Annotated in this window: 16 protein-coding genes, 1 tRNA gene and 1 pseudogene; 9 read left to right on the top strand and 9 right to left on the bottom strand. The window is 71.0% G+C overall.

The window, feature by feature from the left end:
- Positions 1–38: 38 nt before the first annotated feature.
- Positions 39–121: transfer RNA gene (locus ACYVDA_RS10105), tRNA-Tyr, on the top strand.
- A gap of 219 nt (positions 122–340) precedes the next feature.
- Here the strand turns inward: ACYVDA_RS10105 and ACYVDA_RS10100 are convergent.
- Both ACYVDA_RS10100 and ACYVDA_RS10095 read right to left on the bottom strand, forming a co-directional pair.
- Positions 341–616, bottom strand: a pseudogene (locus ACYVDA_RS10100) (NAD(P)-binding domain-containing protein); the annotation flags it as partial.
- A 10-nt stretch (positions 617–626) separates the two neighbouring features.
- On the bottom strand, positions 627–1,505 hold the full coding sequence (locus ACYVDA_RS10095; protein WP_460817870.1) for an SDR family oxidoreductase: 879 nt from the start codon (positions 1,503–1,505) through the stop codon (positions 627–629).
- A gap of 162 nt (positions 1,506–1,667) precedes the next feature.
- Between ACYVDA_RS10095 and ACYVDA_RS10090 the strand changes: the two genes are divergently transcribed.
- The 5 genes from ACYVDA_RS10090 (at position 1,668) to ACYVDA_RS10070 (ending at position 8,020) form a co-directional block, all read left to right on the top strand.
- The gene (locus tag ACYVDA_RS10090; protein ID WP_460817869.1) at positions 1,668–2,552 is read left to right on the top strand and encodes a helix-turn-helix domain-containing protein; all 885 of its coding nucleotides are present in this window, start codon (positions 1,668–1,670) and stop codon (positions 2,550–2,552) included.
- Positions 2,553–2,788: 236 nt separating this feature from the next.
- The gene (locus tag ACYVDA_RS10085) at positions 2,789–3,556 is read left to right on the top strand and encodes an alpha/beta fold hydrolase (protein WP_460818162.1); all 768 of its coding nucleotides are present in this window, start codon (positions 2,789–2,791) and stop codon (positions 3,554–3,556) included.
- A 171-nt stretch (positions 3,557–3,727) separates the two neighbouring features.
- Entirely contained in the window at positions 3,728–4,705 is a 978-nt protein-coding gene (locus ACYVDA_RS10080; RefSeq protein ID WP_460817866.1) for an AAA family ATPase, read from the top strand.
- On the top strand, positions 4,698–7,187 hold the full coding sequence (locus ACYVDA_RS10075) for a S8 family peptidase (protein ID WP_460817863.1): 2,490 nt from the start codon (positions 4,698–4,700) through the stop codon (positions 7,185–7,187). The genes ACYVDA_RS10080 and ACYVDA_RS10075 overlap by 8 nt, the downstream gene beginning before the upstream one ends.
- Positions 7,188–7,564: 377 nt before the next feature.
- The gene (locus ACYVDA_RS10070; protein WP_460817861.1) at positions 7,565–8,020 is read left to right on the top strand and encodes a globin domain-containing protein; all 456 of its coding nucleotides are present in this window, start codon (positions 7,565–7,567) and stop codon (positions 8,018–8,020) included.
- Between the two features lie 103 nt (positions 8,021–8,123).
- Here ACYVDA_RS10070 and ACYVDA_RS10065 read toward each other — a convergent pair whose 3' ends face one another.
- Positions 8,124–9,005 (bottom strand): SDR family oxidoreductase, encoded by an 882-nt coding sequence (locus ACYVDA_RS10065; RefSeq protein ID WP_460817859.1) that lies wholly within the window; start codon positions 9,003–9,005, stop codon positions 8,124–8,126.
- A gap of 84 nt (positions 9,006–9,089) precedes the next feature.
- Between ACYVDA_RS10065 and ACYVDA_RS10060 the strand changes: the two genes are divergently transcribed.
- Positions 9,090–9,668 carry a TetR/AcrR family transcriptional regulator gene (locus ACYVDA_RS10060; protein ID WP_460817856.1) on the top strand — a complete coding sequence of 193 codons (579 nt, stop codon included), beginning with the start codon at positions 9,090–9,092 and terminating at the stop codon, positions 9,666–9,668.
- A 15-nt stretch (positions 9,669–9,683) separates the two neighbouring features.
- On the opposite strand, the gene ACYVDA_RS10055 is transcribed toward ACYVDA_RS10060, so the two are convergent.
- Positions 9,684–10,121 carry a MarR family winged helix-turn-helix transcriptional regulator gene (locus ACYVDA_RS10055; protein ID WP_460817854.1) on the bottom strand — a complete coding sequence of 146 codons (438 nt, stop codon included), beginning with the start codon at positions 10,119–10,121 and terminating at the stop codon, positions 9,684–9,686.
- A 61-nt stretch (positions 10,122–10,182) separates the two neighbouring features.
- Between ACYVDA_RS10055 and ACYVDA_RS10050 the strand changes: the two genes are divergently transcribed.
- Positions 10,183–11,670: an MFS transporter gene (locus tag ACYVDA_RS10050; protein WP_460817851.1), complete on the top strand. Its 1,488-nt coding sequence runs from the start codon at positions 10,183–10,185 to the stop codon at positions 11,668–11,670.
- A gap of 19 nt (positions 11,671–11,689) precedes the next feature.
- Here the strand turns inward: ACYVDA_RS10050 and ACYVDA_RS10045 are convergent, their stop codons facing one another.
- The 4 genes from ACYVDA_RS10045 to ACYVDA_RS10030 form a co-directional block, all read right to left on the bottom strand.
- A complete protein-coding gene (locus ACYVDA_RS10045; RefSeq protein ID WP_460817849.1) occupies positions 11,690–12,046 on the bottom strand; it encodes a hypothetical protein in 357 nt (118 codons plus the stop codon).
- 91 nt (positions 12,047–12,137) lie between these two features.
- Positions 12,138–12,878, bottom strand: coding sequence for an AAA family ATPase (locus tag ACYVDA_RS10040; RefSeq protein WP_460817847.1), 741 nt, complete (start codon positions 12,876–12,878; stop codon positions 12,138–12,140).
- 89 nt (positions 12,879–12,967) lie between these two features.
- A complete protein-coding gene (locus ACYVDA_RS10035; protein WP_460817845.1) occupies positions 12,968–13,432 on the bottom strand; it encodes an SRPBCC domain-containing protein in 465 nt (154 codons plus the stop codon).
- A 32-nt stretch (positions 13,433–13,464) separates the two neighbouring features.
- Positions 13,465–13,947, bottom strand: coding sequence for a DUF4188 domain-containing protein (locus tag ACYVDA_RS10030; protein WP_460817843.1), 483 nt, complete (start codon positions 13,945–13,947; stop codon positions 13,465–13,467).
- Positions 13,948–14,026: 79 nt separating this feature from the next.
- Between ACYVDA_RS10030 and ACYVDA_RS10025 the strand changes: the two genes are divergently transcribed.
- The gene (locus tag ACYVDA_RS10025; protein WP_460817841.1) at positions 14,027–14,635 is read left to right on the top strand and encodes a MerR family transcriptional regulator; all 609 of its coding nucleotides are present in this window, start codon (positions 14,027–14,029) and stop codon (positions 14,633–14,635) included.
- A 67-nt stretch (positions 14,636–14,702) separates the two neighbouring features.
- On the opposite strand, the gene ACYVDA_RS10020 is transcribed toward ACYVDA_RS10025, so the two are convergent.
- Positions 14,703–16,355, bottom strand: coding sequence for an ABC-F family ATP-binding cassette domain-containing protein (locus tag ACYVDA_RS10020; protein ID WP_460817839.1), 1,653 nt, complete (start codon positions 16,353–16,355; stop codon positions 14,703–14,705).
- Positions 16,356–16,357 lie beyond the last annotated feature (2 nt).

The following is a 16,357-nucleotide window of genomic DNA, read 5'->3' as shown; positions in this document are numbered from 1 at the left end:
GCTCCGCTGCCGCACCACAGTACGTGGTCGGGCTGCATGGCAGGTTGTCCGAGTGGCCAATGGAAACGGACTGTAAATCCGTCGGCTTATGCCTACGCAGGTTCGAATCCTGCACCTGCCACAGTGCTTCCACCCAAGACCCGCAGGTCTCTGACCTGCGGGTTCTTGCGTTCCCGAGAGTGGTGAGGCGCCCGGTGAGGTGTCCCACCACCTGCCACCCCGCCTCACCACAGCCGCCTTCACCCATGAAGGAGTCGGCCAGGTGTGCTTGCACGAGCTCGCTCGCGGTGGAGACCTGGTCGTGGAGCGCTGGGAGGTGCCCGTCGCGCTGGGGGTAGTAGTTGGTTGTGTCGAGCACGACCTTGCCCGCCAGCGCATCGGCGGGGAGGTCGGTGTGGGCGCTGAGTGGGATCGCCGCGATGACCAAGTCGGCCTCGCTCGCAACCTCCCGCGCGGTGGCGGCGCGGGCGTTCGGCCCGAGCTGGGCGACGAGGTCGGCAAGGGTCTCGGGGCCGCGGGAGTTGGCGATGAGGACGTCGAGGCCGGCGGCGATGGCGAGGCGCGCGAGAGTCGCGCCGATGGCTCCGGCTCCAATGATGCCGAGTGGGGTGGTCATGGGTCTCCGATCAGGAGGGGTCGATGATGTGGGAGTCGGGTCGACGCTCAGGCGTCGTGGGACAGGGAGGCGGAGAGCTCGCGGTGGGCGTCGATCTGCTCCTGCACTTCTGCCTGCTTCTGCTCGATGGCCTGGGCTGCGTCAGCGCCGGCGATGAACGTCCGGGCAGGGCACCGCTGTCGGACAGGGTGACCAAGGCCGCGCCGAGCTTGGCGGGGTCGCCGACCTGAGTGCCGTGCATCTGCCGCCAGGCCGCGATCGTCTGCTGGGTCTGCTCGGTGTAGTCGTCGATGTCGATCTCGGGCCACAGCGTCGAGGAGCCTTCGACCAGCAGCTCGGTGCGGAAGAAGCCGGGCTCGACCGACATTGTCTCGATGCCGAACGGCGCGACCTCTGGTGCCAGCGACTCCATCCATCCCTCCAGCGCGTGCTTGGAGGCGGCGTACGCCGAGGTGAACCCGCCGCCGACGAAACCGGCGGTCGAGGTGATCGTGATGACCTGGCCCGACCGCTGCCGGCGCATCTTGGGCAGCACTGCTCGGGTGACGTTGAGCGGTCCGAAGAAGTTCGTCTCCATCTGGGCGCGCACCTGGTCTGCGCTGAGCGTCTCGAAGAACCCTGCGTAGAAGTTGCCGGCGTTGTTGACCAGCACGTCGATCCGGCCGAAACGTTCGACAGCGGCCGCGGCCGCCGCAGCAGGTGCGGCGGGGTCGGTCACGTCCAGGGCAAGTGCCAGCAGGCTCTCGTGCGCCCCGACGGCATCGGTCACGCGCTGCGGGTCGCGGCCGGTCGCCACGACGAGGTGCCCTGCGGTGAGCGCCGCCTGGGCGATGTCGATGCCCATGCCTCGGCTTGCGCCGGTGATGAACCAGACCTTGGTGTCAGCCATGTGGATACGTCCTCCATCCTCTTCCGCCGGGCCCGGGTGGCCAGGCGGTGCCGTTGTCGACAGCGACCAGTCAACGGCGGCTTCACAGGTGGAGGGAGTCCCCGTCTACAGGGTCACTGGCGGTACCTCCCACCAGCAAGGGCTGTGACCTACCGTCGAGGCATGGACATCCGGGACGACATCCGAGAGTTCCTGACCACCAGACGGGCCAGGCTCACCCCGGCGGATGTCGGGCTACCCGACTTCGGCGGTCGGCGTCGCGTCGCCGGGCTGCGCCGCGAAGAGGTCGCCCTGGTCGCCGGCATGAGCGTGGAGTACTACGTCCGACTCGAGCGCGGAAACGCCACCGGCGTCTCCGAGGCGGTGCTCGACGGCATCGCCAGAGCTCTACAGCTGGACGATGCCGAGCTCAACCACCTGCACGACCTCATGCGGGCCGCGAACGACGGCGCAGCACCCAGCCGTCGTCACCCCCGCCACCGCACCCAGACGCTGCGGTCGGGGACCCAGCAGCTGCTCGACGCGATGCACGACGTCCCCGCCCTGGTTCAGAACGGCCGCATGGACGTCATCGGGATCAACGCACTCGGGCGGGCGCTGTTCTCCGAGATGTTCGAGGACGGCCGCACGCCCGCGAACTTCGCGCGCTACCTCTTCCTCGACCCCCGCGCGCCCCGCTTCTACCGCCACTGGGACGACTCGGCACAACAGATCGTGGCGCTGCTGCGCACCGAGGCAGGGCGCACGCCCCGAGACCGCGACCTGAGCAACCTCATCGGCGAACTCGCGACCGGCAGCGAGGTGTTCGGCATGCTCTGGGGCTCCCACGACGTGCGCGAGCACCGCACCGGCACGAAGGCCGTCACCCACCCCGTGGTCGGCGACCTCGACCTCTCCTTCGAGGCGCTCGACGTCAGCACCGAACGCGGACTCCAGCTGATCGCGTTCTCAGCCGAACCCGGATCCTCTACCGCCGACGCCCTCCGCCTGCTCGCCAGCTGGGCCACCGAACACACCCCTACAAACGCCCTTGCCGGCGGCGCCTAGGACCTCGCGGACGGGCGGCTACACCTCCGCGACGCCGCGGTCTTTCCCCCGCCGCGGCAACACTCTCCCAACCTCGACGCGCGCCCGGTATCCGATTGGCTGCGTCCGACTGGCGGTGGAGTGACCGACCGAGTGCGCTCCGGGCGGTCGTGCGTCACCGTCCGGGGATCGGCAGTGGTGAGGCAAGCTCCGGCGAGGTACGCCGAGATAGCGTCGCCGACATGACGTTGAACCATGTGCGCCGCGGGGCTGGCACCCCCTTGTTGCTGGTGCACGGTCTAGGTGCTGGCTGGCGATCTTGGTCCCCGATCATCGACCAACTGGCCGAGAGCCGTGAGGTGATCGCCATCGACCTGCCAGGTTTCGGCGAGACGCCGCCGTCGGCCGGCGAGGTCTCGATCGCCTCCCTGACAGACTCGGTCGCGGACTTCATCCGCGAGCAGGGCTTGGACGGGGTCTCGACCGTCGGCCAGTCGATGGGCGGTCGGATAGTGCTTGAGCTCGCGCGTCGGGGCGTCGGCGGTGACACCGTCGCGTTGGACCCGGGCGGCTTCTGGAGCGACCGCGAGCTCGCAGTGTTCGGTGCCACGCTGCGGCCCTCGATCGCCCTGGTGCGGGCGCTGCGCGACAGGCTGCCAGTACTGCTCGGGAGCCCTGTAGGAAGAACTGCGCTGCTGGCGCAGCTGTCGGCGAGGCCCTGGGCGCTCTCCCGCGACACGGTGCTGCCTGACGTACGCGGGCTTGCCGACTCTCCGGGGACCGGCGCTGCGCTGGACGCCCTGACCAAGGGGCCCAAGCAAGAGGGCGCCCCGGCCGGCACCGTGCCCGGCCGGGTCACGATCGGTTGGGGTCGTCGCGACCTGGTGACAGTCCCACGTCAGGCCGCACGTGCCACCGAGCTGTACCCGGACGCGGTGCTGCACTGGTTCGAGCGGTGCGGTCATTTCCCGCAGTGGGACGTCCCGCACGAAGCCATCCGCCTAATCCTCGATAGCACCGACTGAGACTCCCGTCGGAATGACGCAGCAGTTCACGAGGCGGGAGCGCATTTGCAGACATGTGTCAGTCCGCGGTGAGAGGCTGGTCCCAACTCTCGTAGGACGCGCGAGAGTGGGCCTCCACTACACCGCTGCCATGCGTCTGCGAAAGTGGTGCCAACGACGAGAGGATGAGCCATGGCGCGCGGTGACCTGCTCCTCGCGCTGGTGCAGTCCGGGGCTGGGGGAGACGACCTAGCGTTCCGCCGTGCCGCCGAGGCCCTCATCGCCGAGGAGAACGCGAAAAAGCACGGAGTGCTTGCGTCTCAGTTGGCTGATGCCCTCACTCGTCGGAGGAGCCCGGGCTCGTCGGTATCGCCGCTCTCGCGGCCGCAGGAGTCGTTGGGCCTATTTCATGAGACCGAGCCGTCCAGACGACTGACTGACCTTGTCCTTCCCTCCGCCGCGCGGCAAGCTACCGCGGATGTTATCGAGGAGCACCACCGTCGCGACCTTCTTCGCAGCCACGGCGTCGAGCCTCGCCACCGCATCCTGCTCGAAGGGCCGCCCGGCACAGGTAAGACGACGCTCGCGGAGGCGATCGCGACCGAGGTAGCGGTACCGCTTCTCACTGTCCGCTACGAGGCGCTCATCGGGTCGTTCCTCGGCGAGACCGCGAGCCGCCTGGACGCCCTCTTCTCCGCGGTCCGCATCCGGCCCTGCGTACTCTTCTTCGACGAGTTCGACGCGGTGGCCAAGGAGCGCGGGGACACCCACGAAACTGGTGAAATCAAGCGGGTGGTGAGTTCGCTGCTACTGCAGGTGGACCGCCTTCCGAGCCACGTTATCGTCGTGGCCGCTACTAACCACGCGGAATTGCTTGACCGTGCAGTTTGGCGACGGATGCAGGTTCGCCTGTCTCTGCCCAAGGCGACCCGCGAGGGCAAGGTCGAGTGGCTCCGCGCATGGGCTGCGAGGACCGGCGTGGAGTTCGGGAAGTCCGAGCGGACCATCGCTGACCGGCTGAAGGACGTGAGTTACGCCGAACTGGAGGACTTCGCCACCGACGTGCAGCGGCGGCAGATTCTCGACGGGTTCGACGCGGACGCGAGCTCGGTGACCGAGCGGCTCCTGAAGGTTTGGGTGAATCGAGCGAATCCCACCACAGATGACTGACGGGACCGCCATCGAGCGGCCCGTGCTGTGGGGCCAAGTGGGGCCGCCAATCATCTTCACGCCCAACACCGGCGGCAGCGCGACGGTCGATGTACCGACGCGCGCGACGCAAGGACAGCGTCTTGGCGCCCGCTTCACCGACCTCGACAACGCCTTCAACGAGCAGGCGACGTTGGCTCAATCGCTGGGCGCAAGCGAGCCGCAGTTGGTGGTGGTGTTCGAGGCCATTGACGAGCGCGAGGACCTCAGCGACGTAGCGGTGCGCGCCGGGTTGGAGATCCTCACCGAGACTGAGCGTGAGTATGAGCCTGACCCCAACTTTCCCCGTCGCACCAAGAACAAGGATCTGTCCGTGGGCGGCTGCCTGCACGCACTGTGCGTGAGCGAGCAGGCGAAGAGCAGCGTTCTCGGCCAGTGGCGGAAATGGCAGAGCACCGGCAAGGTTGATACGGGGTACGCCCCGCTGCGACGGATTTTCGAGCACATGAAGGACGTCCGCCCGTGGGGGCCAGTTGACCGTGTGCGGGCGGCTGACGTCGCGGCAGTCCTTGAAGGCATGCTGCCGGGCGACCACACCGTCGAGGTCGAACTCTGGTACCGGCAGGCCGAGGCTGCCCGGAACCGAGCAGAAGCCGACGTCGCCGCTCTCATCGGGCGTGCCGGTGGGCGCGTCATCTCTGTCGCACAGGTCGCGGAGGTGGGCTATCACGGGATGAAGTGCACCGTGCCGCTCGAAGTACTTCAGCGCCTCGCTTCGGGAGACTACGACGCTGTGGCGGCGGTGAAGTCGGCTCACGTCATGTACTTCCGGGTCAGCGGCCAGTCGTACGACATCTCGGACGAGGTTTCCATCGACGATTCCAGGGCTGCTCCCGTTCCTACCGGCGAGCCCGTGCTGTGTCTCCTCGATGGTGTTCCCGTCGCGAACCACCCGGTGCTTAGCGGTCGGGTCATCGTGACGGATCCGGACGACCTCGCGTCGGACACTGCCGTGGACACCGAACTTCGACGACACGGCACTGCCATGGCCTCGGTGTGCGTCTGGGGCGACCGTGCGCGGGGTGAAGCGCCTGCTGCACGTCCCGTGCTGGTTCGACCTATTCTCACTCCGGCGCGGGACACATCGGAGAACTGGGAAGAACTTCCCGACGCGGCGTTGGCACCGGACCTTATGAGGCGGGTCTTCCGCGAACTGTTCGAGGGTGACGGCGCGACTGAGGCTGCGGCTCCGTCGGTCGTGATCGTAAATCTTTCGGTCGGGGACCCTGCGGCGCCGTTCGACGGCGTGGTGTCTTCGTGGGCCAGGACGCTTGACTGGCTGAGCGTGAGATACGGCGTTGTTGTCATCGTTTCGTCGGGCAATCACGGCACTTTGGCGATGCCGGATGGCACGGACGCGTTGGTCGCTCTCTCTGGCGCGGATCGCGCTGAGGCCATCAACTCAGCCGTGGCAGAGACGAACCCACGTAGGAGCCTTCTTGCTCCAGCCGACGCGATCAACGCCGTTACGGTCGGCGCGCTGAACGACGATGGAGCCGGGGACGTACCTGTTACCGCCTACCAGTTCGACCCGGCTGATGGAGCGCTCATCGTCAACCCGACGAGCGGTCTGGGGTCCGGCCATCACCGATCCGTCAAGCCGGATGTCGTCGCGCCGGGAGGGCGCTCACGCTTCATGCTTCCGGTGGCGGGCAACGCCACCGTGATCCACCCGGCGAAGCAGTCGATACTCGGACCCGGCATCAAGGTAGCTGCGGCTAAGGGTGGCGAGGCCTTCACCGTCGGCACCAGCCCAGCTGCCGCGCTGGTGTCGCGTGCCGCTGCACGTGCGGTCGACACAGTTCTAGATCTCGCCGGGCGGGATTTGACTCGCTCGGAACTGGCCGTCGCCACCAAAGCGATGGTGGTGCACACCGCTCGGGTGCCTGAGGAACTTCTTGTGCACGACGGCCTCAGGCACGCCGCTCACGGCTACGGCATGTTGGCCCGCCACCTTGCTGAAGGGTGTGATCCGAACGAAGCATCGATTCTGTTCGTGGGCAACATAGGCGAGAACGAGTCGCGAACGCTGGCGCTTCCCCTGCCCAACGGGCTGCAGGTGCGCGGAGTCAAGCGCGTAACTGCGACCCTCGCGTGGCTGTCTCCTATCAACTGGAGGCACCGCCAGTATCGCCGTGCCGTCTTGGAGTTCTCGAAGCCGAAGGGGTTCAGCAACCTCGGAACGGCGCTCGGTGCGGTGGGCGACAGGCCGAAGCGAGGGACGCTTCAGCACGTCGAGTGGGAAGTCATGCCGGCGGTGGGCGTCGGTCAGGGTACGGACCTCGAGTTGACCGTAAATTGCAAGGGGCAAGCTGGGGGTCTGCAGGGCGAGCGCGTCGACTTCGGCGTTGTTCTTTCGCTGTGGGTTGCCCCCGAGTTGAGCGTCGACGTCTATGCCCAGGTGCAGCAGCAGGTCGCTGCTCGAGTCGCAGTGACCCCCTAGCGTCGAGCTGTGCGGACCTGCCCCATTCTGGGCGGTGTGCGCCACCGTCCAGTGGCCCCACAATGGGGGGCGGTATGTGAGCACCTGATCGAGCTGGCCTGCTGAGCGGGCACGGGCCAATGTGATGTCTTCCGAAGCCTTGGGGCGGAATTCCGACGGAAGTTGAGCCGGCAGCCGTCCTGTTCCAGGTGAACACATTGCATCCACCGCCCTGTAAATCCGTCGGCTTATGCCTACGCAGGTTCGAATCCTGCACCTGCCACTGTGCTTCCACCCAAGACCCGCAGGTCTCTGACCTGCGGGTTCTTGCGTTCCCGGGGAGGGTGTCCTCGTTGGTGGTCTTCAGTGCAGGGCCATCCCGTCCTAGGGTGACTGCCATGAGGCCGACCATCTTCGAGGCGATGGGTGGTCGAGCAGCGTGCTCGGCGCTGGCCGAGGCCTGGCACGAGCGCGTGATGGCCGACCCGGTCGTGTCCCACGCCTTCCACGCGGGGGTGCACGAGCACCACACCGAGCGGCTGGCGGCCTACTTCGCCGAGCAGCTCGGCGGACCGGCGACCTACACCTCCGACGTCGCCGACTACTCCTCGGTCGTGCGCACGCACACCGGCAACGGGCCGCACGAGCAGATGGACGGCCGCGCAGTCGCGGCCTTCGTGCGGGCGCTCGACGACGTGAGCATCCCCGACGATCCCGACCTGCGTTTTGCCCTGATCGCCTGGTTCACCTGGGGAACCGCGATGCTGAACCACCGGTGGGCGTCGCCCGACGACGTTCCCGAGGGCCTCGTGCTGCCGCAGTGGGGCTGGGACGGGACGGCCGAGGGGTACTAGGACACCGGCCTCGCTGCGCCACCCCGGGTTCGTCCCCCTCGGCCGCCGTCGGCCGGTCGGGACCGACGACGACCGACCGGCCGCCGCCCCGTGGGGCGGTCGGTCAGGGCTGGAGGTTCTCCAGGTCGGCGAGCAGCCGGGGGTGCGTCGGCTCCCAGCCCGACGTCGCACGGGTGTGCTCGCTGGTCGACGGTTGGTCGGTGGCGAAGATCGGGCCGATCGGGCCGAAGCTCTCCGCGGGCACCTCCTGGACGGGCAGTCCCAGGCGCCTCCCGATGACCTCGGCGATGTCGCGCACGGCGTCGCCCTCGTCGTCGACGGCGTGCCAGGCGCTGCCCGCCGGCGCCGACTCCAGCGCGATCCGGAAGAGCACGGCGACGTCGAGCGCGTGCACGGCCGGCCAGCGCTGGGTGCCGTCGCCGGGGTAGCCGGCCACGCCGGTGGTGCGGGCGTGCTGGGTCAGCAGCCCCGCGAACCCGCCGTCGCCGTCGCGGTGGACGGTGCGGGGGAGCCGGATCGCGGAGGACCGCACGCCGCGGTCGGCCAGCGCGAGGATCGCCTCGACCGTGCGGCCCCGTCCGCCGACCGGGCCGTCGAGCGGCAGCGGGTCGTCCTCGGTCGAGGCCCGACCCGGCACCCACGGCGTGCCCGAGACCGTGACCAGCGGCCGCTCGGTGCCGACCAGCGCCTCGCCCATCGTCGTCAGGGCGGCGGTCTCCTCGGCGATGGCCTGCTCGAGCGCCTCGGGGCTGCTGAAGTCGTTGGCGAACGCGAGGTGGACGACGCCGTCGGCCTGCTCGGTCGCGGCCCTGATGGTGTCGAGGTCGGCGAGGCTGCCGCGCAGGGGCGTGGCGCCGGCGGCCGTGACGGCCCGGGCCGAGGCGTCCGAGCGCGCGAGGGCCGTGACGGTGTGGTCGTGGGCGAGCAGCTCGGCCACGACGGCGGTGCCGATCAGGCCGGTGCCGCCGGTGATGAAGACGTGCATGGTGCGCTCCTGGGGTGATGGGACTCTTGTCCCGTCACCGTACACCGTGATGGGACAAGAGTCCCATGACCTAGGATGTCCCGCATGGCGAGGTGGGAACCAGGGGCGCGCGAGCGGATCGTGCTGGCGGGCCTGGACCTGTTCACCGACCAGGGGTACGACGAGACGACCGTCGCGCAGATCGCCGAGCGCGCGGGGATCACCAAGAGCACCTTCTTCCGTCATTTCCCCGACAAGCGCGAGCTGCTCGCCGCCGGCCAGGAGACCCTCAGTCGCCTGCTCGCCGAGGGCATCGCCGCCGCCCCGGCCGACGCCACGCCGCTCGCTGCCGTCGCCGCCGGCCTCGAGCGCGCCTCGGCCGAGATGGGCCCGGCGAACCGTGAGCTCGGCCCCCGCATCTCCGCCGCGATCGCCGCCAGCACCGAGCTGCAGGAGCGCGCGGTGCTCAAGAACGTCGGTCTCGCCTCGGCCATGACCGACGCCCTCATCGCCCGCGGCGTGCCTGACCCGCACGCCCACCTGGCCGCCGAGATGGGCGTCCTCGCCTTCAAGCGCGGCTTCGCCGAGTGGTCCGAGGGAGACCGCACGCCGGGCGACGACCTCGCCCCGTACGCCCTCGCGGCCCTCGAGGAGCTCCGCAGCGCCAGCGCCTCGATGGGGTGACGCTCGGCGGGAGGGTCAGCGCTCGACGAGACGCCCGAGCAGCGTCACGGCCGTGGCGAGGGCGCGACGCTCCTCGGCGTCGAGCTCGTGGTCGATGGCCGCGGCGAGCCACCCGGTGGTCTCGCGCCGCTGCTCCTCGATCGCGAGGCGGCCGGCGTCGCTGAGGGCGACCAGGGTCTGGCGACCGTCGGCGGGATCGGGGCGCCGGGTGACGAAGCCCGCCTCGGTCAGCTGCTGGAGGGTGTGGGCCATCGACTGCGGGCGGACGATCTCCGCCGTCGCCAGCTGGCTCGCGGTCTGCGGCCCGGTGCGCTCGATGGTGCTGAGCACGCTGAACTGGTGGGGCGCGACGGCGTAGCCCGCCCGCAGTCGGCGTACGAGGCGCGCGACCACCGTGCGAAGGTCCTCGGCGATCGCGGCCGAGCCCTCCTGGGGCTCCGGTGACGGGGTCATCGGCCCAGCATAGAGACAGTTCGGCAGATGATCTGTGCAGAACATCTGTAGAGTTTCGCGGGTGACCCGCTTTCGTGAACAGGCCTTCGTGCCCGTCCTGGTCTTCGTCTGCGCGGTCGTCTCGATCGTCAGCAGCCTCGGCGCCCCGCTGATCCCGCGCCTGGCCGAGCGTCTGCACACCAGCGTCGGCAACGCGCAGTGGGCGCTCACGGCCACCGTGCTCGTCGCCGCCGTGGCGTCACCGCTGGTCGGTCGGCTGGGGGACGGCCGGCACCGCAAGCGGGTCCTGCTGCTCAACCTCGCGGCCGTGCTGCTCGGCGGCGTCCTGGCCGCGGTCGCGACCAGCCTCCCGCTGCTGATCGCCGGGCGCGCCTTCCAGGGGTTCGGCCTCGCGCTGATGCCGCTGGCCATGGCGGCGGCGCGCGAGAACCTGCCGGTGGAGCGCTCCGGCCGGGTGATCGCGACCCTGTCCGTCGTCGCGGCCGCGGGCGTCGGCCTGGGCTACCCGATCACCGGGCTGATCGCCGACCATGGTGGCGTCGCCGCGGCGTACTGGGTGGGCACGGGGGTCAGCGCGCTGGCGCTCGTCCTGGCCTGGCTCGTGGTGCCGGCGCCCGCGGACACGGGCGCCGCGCACGCGTTCGACCTGCCCGGCGCGGGGATCATCGGGATCGGCCTGGTGCTCCTCCTGGTCGCGCTCGACAAGGCCGCCGACTGGGGCTGGGCCTCTCCCGGGGTGCTCGGGATGATCGCGGCCGGGCTGGTGCTCCTGGTGGCCTGGGCGCTCCTCGAGCTGAGGACCACCGACCCGCTCGTCGACCTCCGGCTCGTGCGCCGCCGACCGGTGCTCACCGCGAACGTGAGCGGACTGCTGCTCGGCGTGGTCATGTACGTCTCGATGGTGGTGATCACCGAGTTCGTCCAGCTGCCCGACTTCGGGCTGGGGGAGTCGGTCTTCGTCGCCGGGCTGACCCTGCTGCCGCTGTCGGTGCTGAGCGCCTCGGTGAGCCGGACGCTGCCGTGGATCAGCGCCCGGATCGGGCTGCGCCCCGTCATCCCGTTCGGCGCGCTGATGGTCTCGGCGTCGTCGCTGTTCTTCGCCTTCGGTCACGCCCACCTCTGGCAGGTCTTCGTCACCACCGGACTGCTGGGCATCGGGCTCGGCTACACCTTCGCCGCCATGCCCGGGCTCATCGTCGGCGCCGTGCCGGCCGAGGAGACCAGCAGCGCGATGGGCTTCTACCAGGTCTCGCGCTACATCGGGTTCGCCATCGGCAGCGGCCTGGCGATCACGCTGCTGCGCGCGTTCGGCGCCGGCGGCGTCCCCGACGAGGGGTCGTACCAGGCGACGGCGCTGGTGGCCGCCGGGCTCGGCGTCCTCACCGCGGTCGTGGCCTGGGTGCTCCCGGGGTCACCCGCGTCGACCGCCGGCTCCGCGGACCTCGACGCGTTCGAGGTCGAGGAGGGGATGCTCGCGGCCGCCGGTCTCGAGGACCTCGAGACGGTGCCGGGACGGGCGACCAGCGACGCGGGCGCGACCCGGTCCTAGGACCCAGGCGCCCGACCGTTCAGGCGCCGGGCCGCACGACGAAGACCACCTCGTCCGGCTCGGTGGCGTCGTTGCCGAGCACCTGCACCTCGACGTAGCCCGGCTCGACGCCCATCGCGTCGTGGTCGCGGTGGAAGACGTCGCGCACCGAGACCTGGCCCTCGGACTCGATCGTGAACTCGCCCAGCGTCACGAGGCCGGGCTTCGCGACCGGGGTGATCGTCACGCTCGTCGGGCCGTCGACCGGGCTGAGCGTGGCCACCGCGACGCAGTCGACCGTGCCGGTGCACGTGCCGCCCGCGAACGAGGTGGGCGGGGTGTAGTCCTCGCGGCCCACGAGCAGGACGATGGAGTGGGGCGGTCGGATCGAGGGCACGCGACGATCGTGCCTCACCGCGCCGACAGGTCGGAGGTCGATCACCTCGTCCTGGCCGCCCGGGGCCGCCCGGCGCCGGCCGGTCGGGGGCTCAGTCGTCCAGCACGTGCCGCAGGTAGCGCATCGGCGCCTCGAGGTAGGCCCGCCAGTGGGCGACCAGCTCGAGGTCCTCCCACCGGGTCTCCCGGATCCCCCAGGGGCCGACCTCGAGCAGGTGGGCGCCGGGCATGGCGGCGAGGATCGGCGAGTGCGTCGCGCACAGCACCTGGGCTCCGGAGCCGGCGAGGTCGTGGAGCGTGGCGACCAGGGCGACCTGGGCGCTGAAGGACAAGGCGGCCTCGGGCTCGTCGAGGCAGTAGAGCCCCGGTGAGTCGAAGCGGGTGCGCAGCACCTCCAGGAACGCCTCGCCGTGGCTCATCTCGTGGAACCGGGGGTCGCGCTCGGTCCGGAAGGACTCGTGGCGGGTGAAGTAGCCGTGCATCGTCTCCGCGCGCAGGAAGAACCCCCACTTGGACGCACCGAGGGGTCGCTCCAGCCGGATCCAGTGGTGCAGCGGCGACTCGGTCTCGCGCGTCCCCTCCTGGCTGTACGGCGTGCCGCCCTCGGGTGCCAGGCCGAACGCCATCGCGACCGCCTCGACCAAGGTCGACTTGCCGCTGCCGTTCTCGCCGACCAGCAAGGTCACCCCGGCCGGCAGGTCCAGCCCGTCGCGCAGGACCTGCTCGACCGCCGGGATCGTCGTGGGCCACTCGCCGTACGTCACCTCGGCGTGCTCGGAGACCTCCACCCGGCGCACCGTCCGGGTGTCTCTCGTCCAGGGACCGGGGCTCATGCGGGCGAGGCTACTGCTGGTCCCGGGGCTGGGGCCGGTCCTGCTCGGCCGGCCGTGCACGACGGGGTACGGCACGGCTCGGGGGTGCCTCAGGGGCGCGGCGAGACGTGCGCGGCCAGCTGGCGCAGCGTCGCCTCGAACGCCACGGCGTGGTCGGCGCTGTCGATGCCGTCCGGGACGTCGGTCGCGGTGATCGTGACCAGGGTGCCCGGCCCCTCCGGCTCGAGGGTCCAGGTCATCGTCATGGTGCCGGCGTACGCCGGGTCGTCGGAGACGAAGTCGGCCTCCTCGACGACCCGGGACGGTCGCTCGACGGCGGTGAACCGGACCTCGACGACGTCGGTGCCGTCGCCGGACTTGCCGGGGGTCGCGGGGTCGTCGTACGCCAGGGTCATCCGGTAGCCGCCGCCCGGTCGTGGGTCGAACCACGAGATCCGTCCGGTCATCCCGGTCGGCGGCAGCCAGGCCGCCCGCGCGTCGGCGTCGAGGAGGGCGGCGAAGACCGTCTCGCGGGGCGCGGCCACGTGCCGGCGCCCGACGTCGGTGTGGCTCATGGGTCGATCCTCCCCGCTGGAGTCCGGGTGGGTCAGCCCGCCATCCGCTCCCGGGCACGCTCGCCGCGCTGCCCGACGGGGACGACGCCCTCGAGGGCGGCCAGGCCGAAGCGGGCGGGGCCGGCATAGACCGACTCGTGCGAGCCGGCGGGGACGGCGTACGTCTCGTGCCAGATGGTGACTGCCTCGGGCGCCTTCGCGGCCCACCCGTAGAACGCCTTCCAGGCCGGGCGGTGGGTCAGGTCGGGCTCGGCGGCGAAGCGGTAGAGGTCCGCGGTGCTGCGCCAGTGCTGCAGGATCATCGGGCCGCGGCCGTCGAGGAGCGTGCGGCCCCCGAGGTAGCCGAGGTCGCCGTCGGCCGCGCGGTCCCGCTCCAGCTCGACCAGCATCTTCGGCATGGCGGTGAAGACCCGTCCGACGGTGCGCACGCGCCAGGGCTGGTGGATGCGCATGCCGATCAGGAACAGGACCAGGTCGCCGTCGTACGCGTGGGTGACGCGGGGGATGCGGGTCATCGGGGACTCCAGTGGATAGTGTGGCTATCTGACACTCCCTACTTTGGGTAGCGTCACTATCCGATGTCAAGGGGTGGATGTGCGGATCTCCGAGCTGGCCGAGGCGACCGGGGTCGCGCTGCCGACGCTGAAGTACTACCTGCGCGAGGGCCTGCTGATGCCCGGCGTCAGCACGAGCCGCACGCGGGCGGAGTACGACGAGGCGCACGTCGAGCGGGTCCGGCTGGTGCGAGCGCTGGTCGAGTCCGGTGGTCTGGGCATCGCGGGCGTCCGTGCGGTCGTCGGCGCGCTGGAGGACCCGCCCGGATCGCCGCACGAGCTCCTCGGGACCGCCCACGCGGCGCTCCCGCCCCCGGTCGAGCCCGGCGAGGTCACCGAGGAGGTCGGCGAGTGGCTGCACGACCTCGGCTGGCGCGTGGCCCTCGACAGCCCCCTGGTCGGGTCCCTGGCCCGGGCCCTGGCCGACGCCCGGGCGGCGGGGGTGGCGCTGCTCCCGGCCGAGCTGACGGCGTACGCCGAGGCGGCGCGCGGGGTCGCGGACGTCGACGTGCGCGTCGCCGCGCGGGCCCCGACCCCGGCCGCCGCGATGCACACCGTGGTCGTCGGCACCGCCATGACCGACCCGCTCCTGGCCACCCTGCGCCGGCTGGCCCAGGAGGTCGTCAGCGCGGAGGCACTCGGGTCCTGAGCCTCGAGCGCCACACCAGCGTCGTCCGGGCGGCCTTCCGACGACCCCGGTGTGGCACTCGCCGGGCTCAGCCCACGTGGGCCGTCTCGACCCGGCCGTCCTCGACGCGCCACCGCTGGTCGAGGCGGACGCTGTCGAGCAGCCGGCGGTCGTGGGTGACCAGCAGCAGGGCGCCGTCGTAGGACTCCAGGGCCTCCTCGAGCTGCTCGATCGCGGGCAGGTCGAGGTGGTTGGTGGGCTCGTCGAGGACGAGCAGGTTGACCCCGCGGGCCTGCAGGAGCGCCATCGCCGCCCGGGTGCGCTCGCCGGGGGAGAGGCGCCCGACCAGGCTGGTGACCTGGTCGGCCTTGAGGCCAAACTTCGCCAGCAGGGTGCGGACGTCGGCCGGGGTCATCGCGGGCAGGACGGCCTCGAACGCGTCGCCCAGCGGCAGGTCCTCGGCCAGGCCCGTGCGCGCCTGGTCGATCTCACCGACGGCCACCGACGCGCCGAGGCTGGCCCGCCCGGTCGTGGGCGCGAGCCGCCCGAGCAGCAGCCGCAGCAGGGTCGTCTTGCCGGCACCGTTGGGTCCGGTGACGCCGATCCGCTCGCGGGCGCTGACCTGCAACGAGGCCGGGCCGAAGGTGAAGTCGCCGAGCTCGGCCGTGGCGGCGTCGAGGGTCGCGACCACCGAGCTGGACCGCGGTGCGCTGCCGATCGTGAACTGCAGCGCCCACTCCTTGCGCGGCTCCTCGACCTCCTCCATCCGGGCGATCCGCGACTCCATCTGACGCACCTTCTGGGCCTGCTTCTCCGAGGACTCGGCGCTGGCCTTGCGGCGGATCTTGTCGTTGTCGGGCGACTTCTTCATCGCGTTGCGGACGCCCTGGGAGCTCCACTCGCGCTGCGTGCGGGCCCGCCCGACCAGGTCGGCCTTCTTGTCGGCGTACTCCTCGTAGGCCTCGCGCGCGTGCCGCTTGGCGACCGCGCGCTCCTCCAGGAACGCGTCGTAGCCGCCGTCGTAGACGCTCACCTGGTGCTGGGCCAGGTCGAGCTCGACGATCCGCGTCACCACCCGGGAGAGGAACTCGCGGTCGTGGGAGACCAGGACGACCCCCGCGCGCAGGCCGCGCACGAACGACTCCAGGCGCTCCAGACCGGCGAGGTCGAGGTCGTTGGTGGGCTCGTCGAGCAGGACGACGTCGAAGCGGCTCAGCAGGAGGGCGGCGAGCGCGGCGCGGGCGGCCTGGCCGCCGGACAGCGACGTCATCAGGGCGTCGGGCCCCACGTCGAGCCCCAGGTCCGCGAGCACCGGCGGCAGCCGCTCGTCGAGGTCCGGGGCGCCGCTGGCCAGCCAGTGGTCGAGGCTCCGGGCGTACTCGTCGCCGGCCGACCCCGTCGGGTCGTCCTCGCCGAGCGCGCCCGCGGCGGCCTCCATGGCCTCGGTCGCGTCGGCGGCACCCGTGCGTCGCGCCACGTAGCCGCCGACCGTCTCCCCGACCACCCGCTCGTGCTCCTGCGGCAGCCACCCGACGAACGCGTCGCCGGGAGCCGTCGCCACGGTGCCGTCGTGGGGCTCCAGGTCGCCGGCCAGGATGCGCAGCAGGGTGGTCTTGCCGGCCCCGTTGGCCCCGACGACCCCGACGACCTCGCCCGGGGCGACGGTCAGGTCGAGCCCCTCGAACAGCACCCGGTGGGCGTGCCCGCCGGCGAGGCCCTTGGTCACCAGGTGCGCGCTCACGC

The organism is Nocardioides korecus (assembly GCF_054778395.1).
Note: the sequence above shows the minus strand (reverse complement) of the source record. Positions and strands in the feature narration are given on the sequence as shown.